A 17,097-nucleotide genomic window follows, 5' to 3' on the forward strand; every position below is an offset into this window, starting at 1 on the left:
GCTGCGCGGCTCGGCCTGTTGCTCACCCCACGCTGCGAGGCGTAACTAACCCAAGGACTCTGGTCGCCGCTGGATGAAAACTCAGAGGCACGTCACCGCCACCGAGGTCCAGATCACCACCTGGGTCCACAGCGCCCCGTTGGAACGCAGAACGGTCGGGTATAGCCAGTGCGGAATGGCCCCGAACCAGGACAGGACCCGCTCGCGCCGATTGGTGTCCTGAACCACCTCGCCCGAGGCGGCGGAGACATAGATCTCGGACCCCGCCGGATCATTGACCGCGATCTGATAAAGGGGGGCGCGACGCCCGGCCTGAATAGTCCACTGATCGACCTTGTCCAGACGCCGCCCGACCAGAGCGCCTTCGAGACCGTGTCGGGCCGCATATTCAGCTGCGACCTGACGAACCTGGGCGTCGTCGAGCGTTTTCACGGGATCGCCTGTACGCAGATTGAACGATCCCGTCGGCGCGTTCTGGACGGCGGCGCCCCGGCGCGGGGTTCCTGAGAACCGCAGCACCGGATCGCCGTTCAGCATCTCGACCCGGAAGCCCGGCACGATCTGATCGTCCGTGAACGGAAGACGATCCAGATCGCAGCAGGCCGACAGGTCGAGCGGCTGCAATCCCTCCAGCCGCTCTGCATCCGTCAGGGAGGGGAAGCCCTGATAGAGCATGACGAAGCCGGACAGACACCACAGCGTCATCAGCAGACCGACGCCGACGCCAAGGTAACGGTGGACCACCAGCAATCCACGAGAGAGCAGCCTGATCATGACGTCAGAAGCTCTGGCTCAGGCTGACATAGAAGGTCCGGGGCGCACCCAGGCGGTGATAGAGGAACCGCGTGCTGGGCGACGATCCGGTCAGCACCGCCGACGCGGCCGAGGTGGCGTAGTTGGTGTCGAACAGGTTCTCGACCCGCACATTCAGGCGACGCGTGCGGGACGGGTCCAGCCAGACATGGCCGCCCAGATTGGCCACCCAGTAGTCGCCGTAAGCCTGGGTCCCGAAGCCCGAGACCACCGATTCCGTCTGGCCGATGTATTTGGCCGACAGGTCCGCGCCGAACGGGCCATCCGAGCGCCACGACAGGGTGGCCTTACCCGAATGTTCGGGCCGCCCGGCGATCTGGACATTCGTGCCGCGCGCCCGCTCCTGGCTGTAGGTGTAGCTGAGCAGATAGTTGAATCCGGCGCCCAGCGGGCCGCGCGTCGTGACCTCGAACCCGCGCGCCTTCACCTCGGCGTCGATATTGACGAACAGGCTGGGATAGCCCGCCGGCGGATTGGAGGCGTCGCTGGTGATCAGATTGTCGATCCGACGATCCCAGCCCGAAATCAGCCAGGCCTGGTCGCCGATCCGACCCGACAGGCCGACATTGATGTTGAAGCTCTCCTCCGGTTTCAGGGCCGGATTCCCGCGCGAGCAGCACAGGTCGATGCCGTAAAGCTGTTGCGCGTCCGGCAGCAGGAAGGACGTGCCGACCATGGCGTCGAAATGCAGGTTGTCGGTGATGTCATAAGCCCCCGACAGGTTCCACACGGTGGAGTCCGTCTTGGGCGTGCTGTTGAACCGCAGGCCCGCCGCCAGCCGCAGCTTGCGCGAGAAGTCGTCGGTGGTGCGGATCTGGCCGAAGGCGGCGTGGACCTGTTCCGTCTCGCCCGCGATCAGCAGGACGTCGTCGCGCCCGCGATAGTTCTGGAACTCGTATCCGACCGTATAGGCCAGCCCCTTGTTCAGCTTCAGCTCGGCCATCGCATTCAGGCCGAAGTCCTCATAACCCCAATAGCCCGAGGGCGCGGGACGGGTGTAATAGTCGGTGTCCCATTGATGGTGATAGGCCTTCAGATACAGCTGGACCCGATCCGACGGCGTATAGTCCAGCCGTCCGATGGCGATGGTTTCCTTGCGGTCGTTGACCGACACGCCGCGCACTGACGGATAGTCCAGCTTGGCGTCGGTCAGGATGTACTGGGCCGTCAGATGCAGGTCGTCGGTGAAGGCGTAGCCGTATTTCAGGCCCAGGCTGCGCACGTCATAGGTGCGGTTCTTCAGGTCCGTATTGGGCTGATAGGCGTCATACAGCTCATAGCCGTCCGACTGGTCGCGTGAACCCCACAGGACCACGCGATGACGACCGACGCCGCCGCCGACCGATCCGTTCAGGTGAGAGCCGTCATTGGAATCCAGACCGGCGGATACGGCGCCCTTCCATTCCTCGGTGAAGGGGCGGGTCACGACATTGATCACGCCCGCGACCGCCTGGGTGCCGTAGAACAGACCCTGCCCGCCCTTCAGCACCTCGACCCGCTCGACCATCGAGGCCGGCAGGGTGTCGGCGGGGCTGGTGGAGTTGTAGAGCCGGTTGCCGATGCGCACGCCGTCGATGGTCCACAGCACGTCGCTGTTGCGCGAGCCCTGCAGCGAGATGTTGGCGTAGCTGAAGGCCCCTGCCTGGGTGCTGACGGTGACGCCGGGGACCAGAAGCTCCAGCGCCTGGACCACGTCGATGAAGCCGCTGTCCTTGATCTGTTTGGCCGTGACGATCTCCAGCGGCGAACCATATTGGGCCAGCGTCAGCGGCAGGGTCTGCTCCAGATTCTGGGCGACCACCTCGACATCATCGACAGCAGCGGGCCGGACGTCCGGCTCCCTCCTGGGCGGCGCGCTCTGGGCCATGGCGGACGCCGCCGAAGCCAGAAGCAGAGCCTTCGTCGCCAAGGCGACATACGCGTATTTCATTGATGGAACCCCCGTAGACATCGGAGGGGTTAAGGCGCTTAAAATCGCCCAATGTATTGTTATTTATATGTTATTTTTGTTCCGTAACGTTACGACCTGTAACGATAGGCCCTGCCGCCTGTCACCCAAAAGAGAGGGGGCTGGCAAAGAAAAAGGCCGCCATGCGGTGTGCATGACAGCCTTCGATGGATCAGGTCTGTAGTCTAGGTTCAATCGACATTCGGTCGGCCGACACCTCAGATCGTCATTCCGGGGCTGAGCGAAGCGAAGAACCCGGAACCCAGGGCTACGACGCCGTTGCTGAACCCATTCGGCGCCGGGTTGCGAGCCTCCTGGGTTCCGGGTTCGTCCTACGGACGCCCCGGAATGACGGCTCTAGGCTGAATGTCGATTGAACCTTAGTTCTTGTCCAGAACATCCGCGTAGGCTTCGGGTCCGGGTGGCGCATCGGGCAGCACCGCATTGGTGTAGCCATAGCCTCGGTTGCCGTCGGGACCGATGACCCCGGCGCCGGGACCAATATGTTCGGCGGCGTTGTTGGTCTCGTTGCAGGGGTATTCACCCTGCCCCTGACCGCGATCCGCGCGCGTCCAGGTCCGGTTGAAGCTGATCGGACGGGTGTAGTATTTCGGGTCCGTGATCGTCATCGCCAGGTTCAGCGTATGATAGTCGGGACGCGACCAGCGCTCGATCACCACCGTCTGGCTGCTGGTCGGATTGCCGTTCTCGTCCAGCCAGATGTGATCGCTGGAGCTGTCGCGCAGCCCCCGCGTCTCAATGACCAGCACATCGCCCTCCCAGTGAGCCAACCCCGTGCCGAAATACTTCTGCTCGATCCGTGCGGGGAAGCTCAGGTTTGCGCCGATCGTGGCGACCCGGTGGGTGTTGTAGTTATAGAAGGTGCCGAACCGCTCCGGCGTGTGCAGGATCTCGAACGCCAGGCCGCTGGCGTTGTGGCGGGGAATGCCGCCCAGAATGCAGATCGATTCCGGGTCGACGGTGTGGTTCTGGCTATAGACCAGCGCCCGCAGGCCGACGGCGTTGAACGGCAGGATGAAGTTCGGCTCGTCCTTGCCCATGTTGCCGCCCGGCAGGCCGGGGGCGCGGACCGGCCGCCAAAGACCCGACAGGTCCGGCTTTCCATCTATACCCAGCGGTGTGGCGACCTTGGGCCCCGTATGCAGGTTTCCCGGCGTGGCGACCGAGGATTCCTCTTCCGGCGGCGGCGCGGCCTGCTGGGCGTAGGCGGTGGCGGCGGTCACGGCCAGGGCGGCGACGGACCCGGCGCAGAGCCAGGCGGCGAGACTGCGTTTCATGTTCTGGCTCCGGTTCACGGCTGCACCGGCAGGTCGGACGGCTTGGGTTTGTTGGCGCGGAACAGCCAGTAGCCGACGCCCCGCGTGCCCTCGACGGCGCCCAGCGGCAGGTCGGGGGTGATCTGGTTATTGGGGCCATAGCCCCGGTTGCCGTTCGGCCCGATGGGACCGGGGCCGCGCTCCAGATGCTTCAGGATCCAGGGCGTGTTCCACTCACAGGAGAACTCCTGCAGGTGCTCGCCTTCCGGCGCCAGCACCCAGCTGCGGCGATAGGTGATCGGACGGCTGTAATAGCGCGGGTCCGTATAGGTCAGCTCCAGGTTCAGGTGATTGCGGTCCGGGCGGCTCCAGCGCTCGACCACCACCGCATCGGCGCTGATCGGGTTGGCGTTGTCGTCCAGCCACAGATTGCCCGCCGAACTGTCGTGAAAGCCCGAGCTTTCGATCACCAGGACGTCGCCGTCCCAATGGCCCAGGGCGTTGCCCAGATATTTGGGGTCCTGCTCCGGATCGCGCGCACGCCCGTCCAGCCAGACCCAGCGGTGCCAGCTGAGCTGGTGCAGGGTCGCCAGGCGATCCGGCGTCTGCAGGATCTCAAAAGGCAGCACGCTGGTCAGCAGACGCGGGATGCCCGTGATCAGGCAGCGCGCCTCCGGGTCGATCACCGTCTGGTTGAAGGCCAGGGCCTCGCGTCCGGCGGGCGTCAGCGGCGGGACGAAGCCCGGCTCGTCCTTGGCCAGATTGCCGTCCGGCTTGCCGTCCTCATGAAGCAGCTTCCAATAGCCGGTCAGCACGGGCTTGCCGTCCGCGCCGCGCGGCGTGGCGACCGCCGGGCCGGTGTAGGGCTGGCCCAGAATCTGTTGTTGCGCCGGGGCCGTCTGGGCGGTCGCATGGCCCGCCACGGCTGTCGCCGCCAGCAGAACGGCCAGGGCCGCGCCCCCTCGCCTCGTTCGGCCTGATTTCAACCAATGCGTCAAAGTCGCTCCCCCTCGCTCGCCGGATCGACGCCGAGCCTTTCAGGCGGGCGTAACGGCATTGCGGCTTATGGTCTGGCGGCCTCGCGTGAGTGAAAATGCTTGTCGTCATATGCATATGCTTTCGCCCCGCCGCAGGCGGACGAACGGGACGATCCGCACACCGATTTAGAAAGCCTGCGCCCCGCTTTAGGAAAACAGCCAAGGTTCATCGAACGCACTGGACTAGGGTTCACGCCACAGCCGCGGCCGCCACAGGGGGCAGGCACGCGCCAAGGGGAGCCTTCTGAATGCCAGCCAAGACCGCCGTCCATCCACGCGATCATCGTCCAGCCTGGTCGCTTTTGCTGGCAGGGGCGGCGGCGGCCTGCCTGGCCCTGGCGGGGTCTGTCGTGCGTGCGGAGGACGCCGGGACGCGGCCCGTCCTGTCGGCCGAACCCTATCGCACCCTGTCGGTGAATATCCCCCTGAACTCCGGCGATGAGGCGGGGCACTGGATCGAATGGCTGGTGCGGGCCAAGGCGGGCACGCCCATCCTCTATTCCTGGTCCGTCTCAGGCGTGACCGAGCCGGAAGAGTTCTATTCCGACCTGTTCGGCCACGGGGTCGAACCCGGCACCGGCGAGGACGTCAGCTATCAGAAGTTCAGCGGCCTGTTCAGCAACGGTGCGGTGACCGTGCCCTATGACGGGCTGCACGGCTGGTATTTCAAGAACGACTCGGCCGGCGCCGTGGTGGTTCATCTGCGCCTGTCCGGTGATTTCGAAGTCGTCTCGGCGGAAGAACTGGCGGCGATCCAGGCGGCCGACGAACCATGAGCCGCCCCCGCCTGCGCCGCACGACGCGGCGCGCGGCATGACGGACGCCGCCGCAGTCTCCGCCCTGTCGTCCGACGCCGAACGCATCCGCCGCAGCGGCGTCCTGGGACGCCCCGGCCAGTTGACGCGCCTGTTCGACTTTCTGGTCGAACGCTCCGCCGACGCCGATCCGCCCAGCGAGACCGACATTGCCAGCGAGGTGTTCAACCGGGGACGCGAGTTCATTCCCGGTCAGGACGCCGTGGTCCGGGTCAACATCCATCGGCTGCGCAAGCGTCTGGACGACTTCTATCTGCGCCACGGCTTCAGCGGCCCGGACCGTCTGGCCCTGCCGCGGGGCGAATACCGGCTGGTGGTCGAGGCGGCGGCCGACGGCGAGACCGGCGATCCCACGCCCGCACAGACGCCTGCCGCCCGCACGACGCCCCAAGACGGCCTGCGTCCGGCGTCCGCTGGAAAACCATCTCCAGGCAAGATTGCTATATCGCGCCGCTCGCTGTTCCTTGGCGCGGCCGGTCTGGGCGTCGCCCACCTCGCGGGCTGGGGCGCGGCGACCTATGTGCAGTCGCGGCCAAAGGGGTTTCTGGGGGCTAGTCCCTGGAGCGTCTATGAGCGCGCCGCTGCGCCGCTGCTGATCGTGCTGGGCGACTATTACATCTTCGGCGACACCGACGAGAAGGGTCAGGTTCTGCGCCTGACGCGCGAGTTCTTCATCAACTCCCGCGACGAACTCTATCAGTACATGATGGAGAACGACGACCTGCACTACCGCTACATGGACCTGGACCTGCGCTATCTGCCGACCTCGGTGGCGACGGCGCTGCAGGATCTGGCGCCCCTGATGGCGCGTCATCCGTCGGCCCAGATCATCGGCGCCTCCCAGGTGTCACCCCAGATGCTGCGCGACCACGACGTGGTCTATGTCGGCTATCTCAGCGGCCTTGGGCCGGTGCGCCATCCGGCCTTCCGGGGCGGGCGGCTGACGGTGGGGGCCAGCTTTGACCAGATCATCGACCACAAGGCGGGCCGCACCTATGACAGCGAGGCGGCGCTGGTTCCTCCGCCGCAGGGGCTGGTGCGGGACTATGGATATTTCACCCGCTTTCCCGGCCCGACTGGCAACACCATCAGCATCATCGCGGGCGCGCGCGACATCGGCCTGTCCGGCGTGGCGGAAGCCGTGACCTCGCCCACCGTGCTGAAGTCCCTGCCCCGCATCCGCGACGATCAGGCGATCGAGGTCCTATTCGAGGTCGAGGGCCAGAACGGCGCCAATCTGAAGACCAAGCTTCTGGTCGCCCAGCAGCGCGATCCCTCGACCATCTGGACCGCCACGCCGCTCAACTGAGCCGCATCAACCTTGAGGCCGCAATGCAAAAGGGCGTCCCGGCCGGGACGCCCTTTCGTCTGTCCGCCTGACGGCGCCGGTCCTACCAGCGCACGTCCAGTTTGATCGACCAGAAGGCGCCCTCGGCCCCGATGGCGCCGTTGTTGCCGTAGCTCCACAGCTGGGTGAAGGCCTGCAGGGGCGCGGGCGTCTTCTCCGGCCTGGTCCCGAAGATGTTGTTGCCCGCCACCGTCACGGTCGCATTGTCCCGGATGTCGTAGGACAGGCTCAGATCCGTCGTCCAGATCTTGCCGATGTCGTAGAAGATCTCCGTCCCGGCGTTGGGCGAACCCGCCGGCACGACGCCCGAACGCGGCAGCTCGCCCCAGTAGCTCTGGCGCACGAAGGCCTGGAACCGCCCGACATTGACGCTGCCCGACAGGATGTGCCGTTCGCGCGGCAGGGTGTTGGTCAGGTTCACCGCATCGCCCGCGCTCAGCAGGGTGATGTTCGGATTATAGGCGGTCAGGACCGGCGGCGCGTCATAGATCTTGGTCAGTTCACGCTTCAGGAAGTTGCCCGCGTACGACAGATTCAGGCGGCTGCCCGCAGGCAGGTTCAGGAAATTATCCTGTTCCAGCAGGAAGGTCTTGTCCGCCGTGATCTCGACCCCGCGCGTGCGGATGTCGGACGAGTTCAGCAGATAGCTGATGCCGTCGCCGGGATTGATCCGGCCGTTGGTCAGGCGCTGCGACACCGACTGGCCGGGCGCGGGCGTGCCGTTCGCAGGATTGTCCAGCCAGCGGGCGCCCGCGGCATTGACCTGGCCCAGGGCGGTGATGCGGTTCTCGACCTCGATCTGGAAGGCGTCGACCGCCAGATTGATCCCCCAGAAGGGCTTGGCCACCACGCCGAAACTGTAATTGGTCGAGGTTTCCGGCTGCAGCGGTTTGGCACCCAAAGCTATGGCCTCTGGCGAACTGACCGCCAGCGTATAGTTGGTCGAGGTGTTGGCGTTGCCGACCGAACGGTAGGACAGGGCCGCCAGAGCCGGGGCGTGGAAGCCGGTGTTGACCGTTCCCCGCACGCCCAGACGCGGGCTGAAGTCATAGCGGCTGGACACGCGCCAGGTCGCCTTGCTGCCGAAGTCTGAGAAGTCTTCGCCCCGCACCGCCAGATCGACCGACCAGGCCTCGACCGGCGTGACGCTGACCCCGACATAGATCGAGGTGCTGTCGCGTTTGACGTCCTGCTCTTCGTCCGGGCGATAGGCGGGCAGCGCCTGGGACACGGCGAAGGAGTTCGACAGGGTCTGGCCGGCGTTCGGTCCGTCCAGAACCTTGGCCCCGCCGTGGGTGTAGCCCGCCGCATCGCCCGCGCCGAGGTGATAGTGCTCGCGGCGATGCTCGATCCCGAACGACACATCCGTCGGGATGGAGGCGATCAGGAAGCTGCGGCGCAGATCGAAATTGCTGGTCCAGGCCGAATAGTTGTGGTTGCCGATATAGAAGGACGTCGGGCTGGCCGCGCCATAGGTGACGTTGATCGAATTGTGGACGTTCACGTCGATCGAGTTCTCGCCATAGACCGAGCTCAGATCCCAGTTCCAGCCGAACAGGTCATTGCCGCGAATGCCGAAAAGACCCGAATAATCCGTCTCGTCGATGGCTTCGACAGGGGTGTAGCCGTTCGGATAGATGGCGCGGACGTTGGCGTTGCGGTTCGGCGTGCGGAAGTTCTGGGGCGCGCTGGATTCACGCTCGGCATAGGTCAGGAAGGCGTAGGTCTCGACCTTGTCGTTCAGCGGCAGGCCGAAGTCGATGGAGTAGGACGACAGGGTGAAGGGCGCCTTGCCCGAGTTGATCCAGGCATTGTTGTCGCGCGTGGCTTCCTTCGGGTTCGGAATGGCGCCGACCGGAAGACTGGGGTTGCTCTCCAGATTGCCTGCAGGAAGGATTTCCTGGCCCGTGACCGGATTGATCGGGAAATAATACAGCAGCGCCGGGTTCACCGGGCTGTTGCGGATGACGATCTTCTGGTCGTCATACTGGCCGCTGAGGCGCAGGTGCCCGGCCTCGCCGATGCGGAACCCCTGGCTGAACTGGAAGACGCTGGTCTCGCCGCCGCCGTCGGCGAACTCGCCGTAACGATAAGAGGCGCGGCCGCCTTCGGGGCTGTCGTCGGTGATGATGTTGATCACGCCTGCGATGGCGTCCGACCCATAGATGGCCGAGGCGCCGTCACGCAGAACCTCGACCCGGCGGATCGAGGCGCTGGAGATGGTCGACAGATCGACCGGCGCCGTGGCGGATTCACCGCCCGCGCCCAGGAAGGCGGTCGAATGGCGGCGCTTGCCGTTGACCAGCACCAGGGTGTGGCCCGAGTTCTGGCCGCGCAGCTGACCCGAGCGGACCATCGACCCGATGTTGGGCGTCGCCACATTCGGCACGAAGAAGGACGGCAGATTGGCCTGAAGCTGCTCCAGCACATTGGCCTTGTTGGCCAGTTCGACGGCCTGGCCGTTGATCACGTCGATCGGCGCCACTGCATTCTCGACGGTGCGGCCCGAGGCTCGTGCGCCGGTGACGACCACTTCGCCTAGCGTCGCCGCTTCCGTGGTCGCCTGCTGGGCCGACGCGCCGCCCGCCGCCAGCAGGGCCGCGCCCAGGCTGATCAAGCTGACGCCATATCGGCCGACGCGCCCGGTTGCTGTTCTCTTGCTCATGACCTGTTCCCCTTGGCCTGCCAATACGGCTTGAAGAACAGTGGGTATCAGATCAAATAATCAGCGTAAGTATATCGAGTTATGATGTTTGAGACCGTCGATATGGTCGATCTATATAAGACCGACCCACCGGCCGATTACGGCAACCGTAATCCATATAAGGATAGAAGCAGCAGCTATAACCTTAGACAGATTGACTGACTTCTGGACGTTCCATTTGAGAACGATCGGATAAAGCAGGAACTGCGCGACCACGGCGAAGAGCAAAGCCAGGAGCTTTGGTCCAAACAGCGGGTTGAGCCAGTATTTCAGCGGCCCAGCGGACACCAGCAGCACGCCCGACACGACCATTATGGACAGGCCGATCAGCAGCAGCGGAAACAGAGCAGCGGCGATCCGCGCCGGATCCGCCCTTCTGAACACCACACGCAGCACGGTCAGATCAGTGACCAACGCCGCGCCGCCCAACAGGGCCAGGCCCAACAGGTGCAGCGACTCCACCGCCGCAAAACTGGCCGTCGATCCCGCCAGGAACAGGCCGACACCCGTATCGCCCAGCGACAGGAACAGGTTCTCGAACACGGAGGGGGTTTCAGTAATAAGCAATGTAACGCCCCGTCACGACAACTGCGGCCCAGACGACCAGGGACAGAACCGCCGCCGCCTTGGCGGAACGCGGCGCGCCCTCCACGGGCCAGGAGGCGATCGACCGATAGGTGGTGGCGTGAAAGATCACCACGTTCAGCGCGGCGAACAACAGCAGGCCCAGCTTCACCTGCAGGAAGATGTTGTCGTAGATCTTGCCTGACTGGGCGGCGAACAGAGATCCGCCGCTCAGGAACATGACGATGAACCCGACCCAGGTGACGGGCAGCAGGCTCTTGCCCACCTCCGCCGCCGTCCGCTCCTTCAGCACCACGCCCAGGATCCGAAGATCCACGATGGCGATGGAGCCGACCATCAGCAGGATGCCCAGCACATGGAAGGTCTGCAGCAGCGGAAAGGTGATCTCCGACTCGCGCACATGGGTCGCCAGCGGACTGTTGTAGATGACCGAAATAAAGGGCGGGATCGCTTCACCCGCCTGAATCAAACTCGCCACTCGATAGGCCCGGCGTCAGGCCTGGGGACGGGGCGCGCGCGCGGCGGCGTCGCCCGGACCACCGTCGCCCGGCGTGCCCCCGCTGACGCTGCGGCCGTCCGGCAGGGTGATGCGGCGCGCATCGATGATCCGCCCGCCGCTCTTGGCCAGATAGCCGTCGACGACCAGGGTGTCGCCCACGCTGATGTCCGAACGGCTGAAGCCGCGACGCGACAGGGCGCCCGGCCCAGCCCCTTCGCAGGCCCAGGTCGTGACCCGCCCCTGGGCGTCACGGACCTCAAGGTGGAAATAGGAGTGCGGATTGGTCCATTCGACGCTGGTCAGGCGCCCGACCAGCCGGATCGGCCGGTTGGCGTCATACATGGCCGCAAACGAATGGTGAGCCGACGCCGGCGCCGCGACCGAAGCCGTCAGCGCCAATCCCAGAACAAGAGCACGCAGTTTCATCTTACCCATCTCTCTCGGCCCCCGACGCCAGACGCGGCGCGCTCGATCCGACCTTTGTGGGCGTCAGCCTAAGCTGGACCATGAGGGGCGCGATAATGACCGATGGCTATATCCACATGCCCCAAGACCATTGGGCGCGGGCGCAGGGAGGCTGAAATGTGCGGCGTCACGCTTTCAAGGTCGCCGTCGCCATGTCCAGTTCCAACGTCATAGACCGGCCTCTGCGCATCGGGCTGCTGGCCGCGACGGTCATCGGCCTGACCCTTGCGTCGCGCGGCGGCGCCCAGGCGACCGACGCCCCCTCCGTGACCCGCGCCGCCCACGCCGCCCACCTGGACCGGATGCTGCGCGCCGAAGACCTGAAACAGGCCCTGCTGGAAGCCGCCGACGCCAACCAGACGAACCTGGTCCTGCAGAATGCGCGCCGCCTCAAGCCGCTTGTGGCCGCCGAACACATCTACTGGACCAACGCCGGCGACGCCCGCGCCCTGACCCTGTCCCGCCAGAACCAGCAGGCGCTCGACCAACTGATCGCCACGGCCGCACAGGGCAATGCCGACCGCGCCTACAACTCCGCCCTCGCCTTCGCCGCCAGCTGCGCCGCCTGCCACGACAACCACCCCGAACGACGGGTGCGGATCAGGAACTGACGGCGAGGACGCCAGGCTTCAGCCTGCGGAAATCGGATCCAGCCCATCCATGATCGCCGTCAGCGCCAGAACCGTCTGGCCTTCCATGGCGCTGTGCCCGGCGTTGGTCTTCACATAGCTGGCAGGTTCGGCCCCAGCTCCCTTCAACGCCTGCACCAGACGCGAAGCCTGAGTCAGCGGACAGACCAGATCGAAACGGCCGTGGACAATGTGGATCGGCAGGGCGGCGATCCTGTCGATGTTGCGCACGATATAGTCAGGCTCAAGGAACAGGTTGTTGGCGAAGAAATGCGCCTCGATCTGCGCGAAGCACAGGGCGAAGTCCGCCTCGCCGTATTTGCCGTCGTCGGCAGGCTCCGGGATCATGTTGGAGATGGCGCCTTCCCAGACCGACCAGGCGACGGCGGCCTGAAGCTGGCGTTCACGCTCCGCCTCATTCGCCGGGACCATGTCGAAGATGGCCTTGTAGGCCGCCATCATGTCCCCACGATCCTGCGGCGCGATGACCTCCACGAACGCCTTCCACTGGTCGGGATAGGAGACATAGCTGCCCGGATGCGTCAGGGCGTAGGGATCGCGCGCATAGTCGGCGGCGTTGCCCTGATACATGAACGCCAGATCCTCGGGCATGCCCAGGAAGATGCCGCGCAGGATCAGCGAGGCGACCTTGTCGGGGTGGCGGATGGCGTAAACCAGCGCCAGGGTGCTGCCCCAGCTGCCGCCGAAGACGTGCATCCTGCCGGTGATGTCCAAGGCGTCACGCAGGGCGTTGATGTCGTCGACCAGATAGTCGGTCGTGTTGCGCGTCAGGGCGACCTGCGGCCCATGCGAGGCCACCGTCGGCTGGCTTTTCCCGCAGCCGCGCTGGTCAAACAGGATGACGCGATAGCGTTTCGGATCAAAGAACCGCGCCATCACCGGCGCACACGCCCCGCCCGGCCCGCCGTGCAGGAACATCACCGGCTCGCCCTGCGGGTCGCCGTATTCCTCCCAGTACAGACTATGGTCCGGGGCCGTATCGACCTGAAGCCAGCCCGTGCGGTTTGGCGCCGCCTGAGGATAGGCCCACTCGGTCGTGACCTTGCTGTGAGACTGCAGTTTCGAGAAATCCATGACGGCCTCCGCTCGCACCCTAGAGGCGCTTCGACTTTTGTGATGAGGGATCAGCACCTCCAGATCGCAAGTACGCCACGTCTGAAGCCCGTATCAAATTCGCTCATACTTTCAATTCTGCCTCATCAGTGGCGGTCAGGCTGTCGTTCAGCAGCCCGTAAGCGCCAGCTTCGGCCTGACAATCAGGACATGTCCTTATCTGCAAAGCCGCCAATCATGTGGCGTGGCTGCTGGGCGTCGTCATCGACGTCACCGACCAGATGGAGACCGCCTCGGCCCCGGCCGAGAGCCAGTTCCGGTTCCAGACCCTGACGGAGGCTCTGCCCCATATCGTCTGGAGCAGCGACGCCGGGACCGGCGTCCTGACCCGTCGCGCCTTCATCACCCAGGCCAACACCCTGCTGGCGCGCGGCAGCGCAGGCCGCAAGACGGCCAGCCTGCTGATGCTGGCCATCGACCACTTCAAGTCGATCAACGACGGCTATGGCCACCCGGCGGGCGAGAAGGTGCTGGCGGCGGCGGGGGCAAGGATCAGGCTCGCCGTCAGACGCCAGGACCTCGTCGGGCGCATGGGCGACGAGGAGTTTGCGATCCTGCTGCCGAAATGCTCACGCCGCCAGGCGCTGCAGATCGCCGAACAGATACGCACCTCGCTGGAGACCTGCCCAGTGTTGACCGAAGACGGCCGCTGGATCATCGCCACAGTCAGCATCGGCGCAGACCTCCCTGGCCGCCGCGCCCGACACACTCGATCACTTGCGGTCCACCGCCGATCAAGCCCTCTACCGCACCGAAACCGCGTCCTCTTCTCCGAGGGGCACATTTAGAGGTTTAGCGTCAAACATTTTCAATGCGAAAGCCGCCGCTTGCTCCCGATCTCGACTTGCCGCGTAGCCGTCTGACAGGCCTTGTGCCGCCCCGCAGGTGCCTCCATCAGAAGATGGGGAGGACTGACCAAACTGTTGGCGTACACAGACACTTTGATCAATATTTCAACTCGAACTGACCCTAGTTCCACGCTTAAACCTGATACGCTTGCATATTGGGGAGTAGCACTTCAGTCGGCGGAATATCGGAGTTCCGTTTGCGACCGATACGGCGTGTCCGGTTCACGGCGCGTCGTCGGGAAATTCGGCTGATTAGGCGAGTCCGGGAAATGCTGAGTCTCCAGACAGACACCTGCGGACGGAGTGATCTGTTCGCCGTTTCTGCCTTGAAGCTCGGGCAGATACCCACCGGAATAGACCTGCAATCCCGGCTCGGTAGTCCAGACTTCAAGGCGGCGACCCGTTGCGGCATGGGACAAGGTCGCAGCGTGGCGTGGTGTGTCGGCGGATTGATCGCCCAGCACATAGTTGTGGTTCAGACCGCGCATTCCGGGTGCGGGCCGATCAATGATGGCGCCCAGACTACGCGGCGCGGTCAGATTCAGCGGACCTCCCAGCACCGTGACGATATCGCCCATCGGAATGCAGGCGTCGTCGGCAGGCGTATAATGGTCGGCCAAAACCGTGACTTCATGCTCGTGGATGGTTCGCTCCACACCGGTCGCGAGGTTGAAATAGGGGTGGGTCGTTAGATTGATATGGGTCGGACGATCCGTCGTGGCGCAGTAGCGCAGGATCAGGGTGTTCGCATCTGACGCAACCACGACCTCAAGCGAGACGGAGACGGTGCCGGGGAAGCCCTGATCGCCGTCAGGACTGTGATGGATCAGGCGCACGCCGATCTCACCGACCAAGGGCGTCATGGTCCAAACCGCCTGATTGAACCCGACAGGTCCGCCGTGCAGTTGGTTGGTGCCTTCGTTGGCGGCCAGCCGATATTCCTTCCCGTCCAGCGTGAAACGCGCGCCGCCGATGCGATTGGCGTAGCGGCCAACAGTGGCGCCGAAGTAAGGGCCTGCCGCGCGATAGGCGTCGGTCAGATAATCTTCCAGCGCCGCGAACCCCAGCACAGTTTCGCCGGGTATTCCGTCGCGGTCGGGGGCGAGGATGGAGACGATGCGCGCGCCGAAGTCGCTGATCTTCGCCTCAAAGCCGCGGCCATTGCTCAGGGTCGCCAACTGGACCGGGCGGCCGTCATCCAACCGCCCCCAGTGCCTGACTTCAACGCCCATCAGAGCTTAGCCAGGCGGCCGCCATCGACCTCCATGGAAACGCCGGTGACGAACCGGGCGTCGTCAGACGCCAGGAACAGGACCGGGCCGGCGACATCGTCGGGCTGGCCCACATCACCGGGCGCCAGCACCTCTGCGCCCGAGGCGATATTGGGACTGTCCCACAGCATGGGGGTGTCGATGGCGCCGGGAAGGATAGCGTTGACGCGGATGCCCTTGGCGCGACCTTCGATGGAGGCTGTGCGGGTCAGGCTGAGCAATCCCGCCTTGGCCGCGGCGTAGGGGGCGACATCCGGGCTGGTCTGGCGCGCGTGGATCGAGGCGATGTTCACCACCGATCCGCCCGGCTGCATCAGACGCAGGGCATGACCCGTCAGCAGGGCCGCGCCGATCAGGTTGACGTTCAACAGCCGACGCCAGTCGTCGCCTGTCAGTTCGGCAATGGGGCGATAGATCATCTGGCCCGCGACATTGACCACGACATCCAGACCGCCGTGACGATCAACCGAAGCCTGCACCGCCGCGGCAACCGCCGCCTCATCACCGATGTCGCAGGCGAGAGACAACACGTCGGCGGCGCCCAAGGTCTTCAGTTCCGCCACGACCTCCCCGCCCTGATCAGCATTCAGATCAAGCAGGGTCAGGCGTGCGCCTTCGGCGGCGAAGCGACGGGCGACGGCCAGGCCGATGCCGCCCACGGCGCCGGTGATGATGACGGCGCGGTTTTCGAAACGAGGCTTCATGGACGCGGACTCAGGCTTTGGAAGGCGTGGAGGCAGAAGCGCGTCGGCGCAGGAAACCAGCGCCCAGCAGACCCGGCGACTGGCGCAGGCGATCGAACATCACCGCCGCCAGTAGAATGCCGCCGCGCACCACGAACTGATAGAAGGTCGGCACGTCCAGCAGGTTCAGCGCATTCTGGGCCGCGCCCATGATCAGAACCCCGACGATGACGCCGGTGATTGTGGCGATGCCGCCAGACAGCGAAACCCCGCCCAGCACGCAGGCCGAGATGACCGCAAGCTCCAGCCCCTGACTGGTGTTCGGCTGACCGCTGGTGATGCGCGAGGCCAGGACGATGCCTGCCACGCCCGCCGCCAGACCCTGCAGCACGAAGACCAGAACCCGGACGCGATTCACGGGAACCCCGGCCAGACGCGCGGCTTCGGGGTTACCGCCGATGGCCAGGACATTGCGGCCGAACACTGTGCGGTTCAGGACGATGGCGAAAACCACGAAACAGATCAGCGCAATCCAGATCGGATAGTTGATGCCCAGGAACGACCCGGAACCCAGCACATAGAACCGCTCGACCGGGATCGAGACCGCTTCACCGCCCGACACCAGGAAGGCCAGACCACGCACGATCTCCATGGTCGCCAGGGTGACGATCAAGGAGTTCAGCTTGAACTTGGCCACAACGAAACCGTTCATCAGGCCGACCAGCGCACCCGCCGTCAGCCCCGCGCCGACGCCCAGCAGGATGCTGTTGGTCGAGGCCATGACCACCGCACAGAGCACGCCCGCCAGCGCGGTTGTCGAGCCGACCGACAGGTCAACCTCTCGCAGCGCCAGAACCAGCATCATGGTCGGGGCGATGGTGCCGACCAGGGTCACGGACAGGATCAGACCCCGCATGTTCCGCACGCCCAGGAAATCAGGCACGAAGACAGAAAGCAGGACAAACAGAACCGCCAGCATCACCAGAGGTCCGGCGGCGCTGAAACGACGAATTGAGGACAGAGGGTTCGACATCATCGGAC

General features: G+C 65.0%; 16 protein-coding genes. 4 read left to right on the forward strand and 12 right to left on the reverse strand.

Going from position 1 to position 17,097, the window contains the following annotated elements:
- Window positions 1-81: 81 nt before the first annotated feature.
- From JKF87_RS17655 to JKF87_RS17670, 4 genes are all read right to left on the reverse strand, one after another.
- Entirely contained in the window at window positions 82-774 is a 693-nt protein-coding gene (locus tag JKF87_RS17655; RefSeq protein WP_201101199.1) for a hypothetical protein, read from the reverse strand.
- 4 nt (window positions 775-778) lie between these two features.
- On the reverse strand, window positions 779-2,743 hold the full coding sequence (locus JKF87_RS17660) for a TonB-dependent receptor plug domain-containing protein (protein ID WP_201101200.1): 1,965 nt from the start codon (window positions 2,741-2,743) through the stop codon (window positions 779-781).
- Between the two features lie 398 nt (window positions 2,744-3,141).
- On the reverse strand, window positions 3,142-4,059 hold the full coding sequence (locus JKF87_RS17665; RefSeq protein WP_201101201.1) for a hypothetical protein: 918 nt from the start codon (window positions 4,057-4,059) through the stop codon (window positions 3,142-3,144).
- Between the two features lie 14 nt (window positions 4,060-4,073).
- The gene (locus JKF87_RS17670; RefSeq protein ID WP_201101202.1) at window positions 4,074-5,036 is read right to left on the reverse strand and encodes a hypothetical protein; all 963 of its coding nucleotides are present in this window, start codon (window positions 5,034-5,036) and stop codon (window positions 4,074-4,076) included.
- A gap of 287 nt (window positions 5,037-5,323) precedes the next feature.
- On the opposite strand from JKF87_RS17670, the gene JKF87_RS17675 reads away from it, so the two are divergent.
- Window positions 5,324-5,851 carry a hypothetical protein gene (locus JKF87_RS17675; RefSeq protein ID WP_201101203.1) on the forward strand — a complete coding sequence of 176 codons (528 nt, stop codon included), beginning with the start codon at window positions 5,324-5,326 and terminating at the stop codon, window positions 5,849-5,851.
- A 37-nt stretch (window positions 5,852-5,888) separates the two neighbouring features.
- Window positions 5,889-7,199: a hypothetical protein gene (locus JKF87_RS17680; RefSeq protein WP_201101204.1), complete on the forward strand. Its 1,311-nt coding sequence runs from the start codon at window positions 5,889-5,891 to the stop codon at window positions 7,197-7,199.
- 82 nt (window positions 7,200-7,281) lie between these two features.
- Here JKF87_RS17680 and JKF87_RS17685 read toward each other — a convergent pair whose 3' ends face one another.
- The 4 genes from JKF87_RS17685 to JKF87_RS17700 all read right to left on the reverse strand — a co-directional run bounded on the left by JKF87_RS17685 (window position 7,282) and on the right by JKF87_RS17700 (window position 11,452).
- Window positions 7,282-9,903 (reverse strand): TonB-dependent receptor plug domain-containing protein, encoded by a 2,622-nt coding sequence (locus JKF87_RS17685; protein WP_201101205.1) that lies wholly within the window; start codon window positions 9,901-9,903, stop codon window positions 7,282-7,284.
- A 111-nt stretch (window positions 9,904-10,014) separates the two neighbouring features.
- The gene (locus tag JKF87_RS17690) at window positions 10,015-10,485 is read right to left on the reverse strand and encodes a DUF6644 family protein (protein ID WP_201101206.1); all 471 of its coding nucleotides are present in this window, start codon (window positions 10,483-10,485) and stop codon (window positions 10,015-10,017) included.
- Between the two features lie 10 nt (window positions 10,486-10,495).
- The gene (locus JKF87_RS17695) at window positions 10,496-11,005 is read right to left on the reverse strand and encodes a DUF6644 family protein (RefSeq protein ID WP_201101207.1); all 510 of its coding nucleotides are present in this window, start codon (window positions 11,003-11,005) and stop codon (window positions 10,496-10,498) included.
- A 15-nt stretch (window positions 11,006-11,020) separates the two neighbouring features.
- Complete coding sequence (locus JKF87_RS17700; RefSeq protein ID WP_201101208.1) at window positions 11,021-11,452, reverse strand: DUF6152 family protein; 432 nt, start codon at window positions 11,450-11,452, stop codon at window positions 11,021-11,023.
- Window positions 11,453-11,610: 158 nt separating this feature from the next.
- Between JKF87_RS17700 and JKF87_RS17705 the strand changes: the two genes are divergently transcribed.
- Window positions 11,611-12,102, forward strand: coding sequence for a hypothetical protein (locus tag JKF87_RS17705; RefSeq protein ID WP_201101209.1), 492 nt, complete (start codon window positions 11,611-11,613; stop codon window positions 12,100-12,102).
- Window positions 12,103-12,120: 18 nt separating this feature from the next.
- On the opposite strand, the gene pip is transcribed toward JKF87_RS17705, so the two are convergent.
- Window positions 12,121-13,215 carry a prolyl aminopeptidase gene (gene pip / locus JKF87_RS17710; protein ID WP_201101210.1) on the reverse strand — a complete coding sequence of 365 codons (1,095 nt, stop codon included), beginning with the start codon at window positions 13,213-13,215 and terminating at the stop codon, window positions 12,121-12,123.
- 218 nt (window positions 13,216-13,433) lie between these two features.
- Between pip and JKF87_RS17715 the strand changes: the two genes are divergently transcribed.
- The gene (locus tag JKF87_RS17715; RefSeq protein WP_201101211.1) at window positions 13,434-14,042 is read left to right on the forward strand and encodes a GGDEF domain-containing protein; all 609 of its coding nucleotides are present in this window, start codon (window positions 13,434-13,436) and stop codon (window positions 14,040-14,042) included.
- A 230-nt stretch (window positions 14,043-14,272) separates the two neighbouring features.
- Here the strand turns inward: JKF87_RS17715 and JKF87_RS17720 are convergent, their stop codons facing one another.
- From JKF87_RS17720 to araH, 3 genes are read right to left on the reverse strand one after another with little or no spacing between them, the layout of a single operon-like run.
- Window positions 14,273-15,334, reverse strand: coding sequence for an aldose epimerase family protein (locus tag JKF87_RS17720; RefSeq protein WP_201101212.1), 1,062 nt, complete (start codon window positions 15,332-15,334; stop codon window positions 14,273-14,275).
- A complete protein-coding gene (locus tag JKF87_RS17725; protein WP_201101213.1) occupies window positions 15,334-16,077 on the reverse strand; it encodes an SDR family NAD(P)-dependent oxidoreductase in 744 nt (247 codons plus the stop codon). Before JKF87_RS17725 ends, JKF87_RS17720 begins: the two co-directional genes overlap by 1 nt.
- A gap of 10 nt (window positions 16,078-16,087) precedes the next feature.
- Window positions 16,088-17,092, reverse strand: a complete 1,005-nt coding sequence (gene araH, locus JKF87_RS17730; protein WP_201101214.1) for an L-arabinose ABC transporter permease AraH — start codon at window positions 17,090-17,092, stop codon at window positions 16,088-16,090.
- Window positions 17,093-17,097: the final 5 nt, after the last annotated feature.

Origin of the sequence: Brevundimonas nasdae, assembly GCF_016654005.1 — a bacterium.
Classification (GTDB): Bacteria; Pseudomonadota; Alphaproteobacteria; order Caulobacterales; family Caulobacteraceae; genus Brevundimonas; species Brevundimonas nasdae.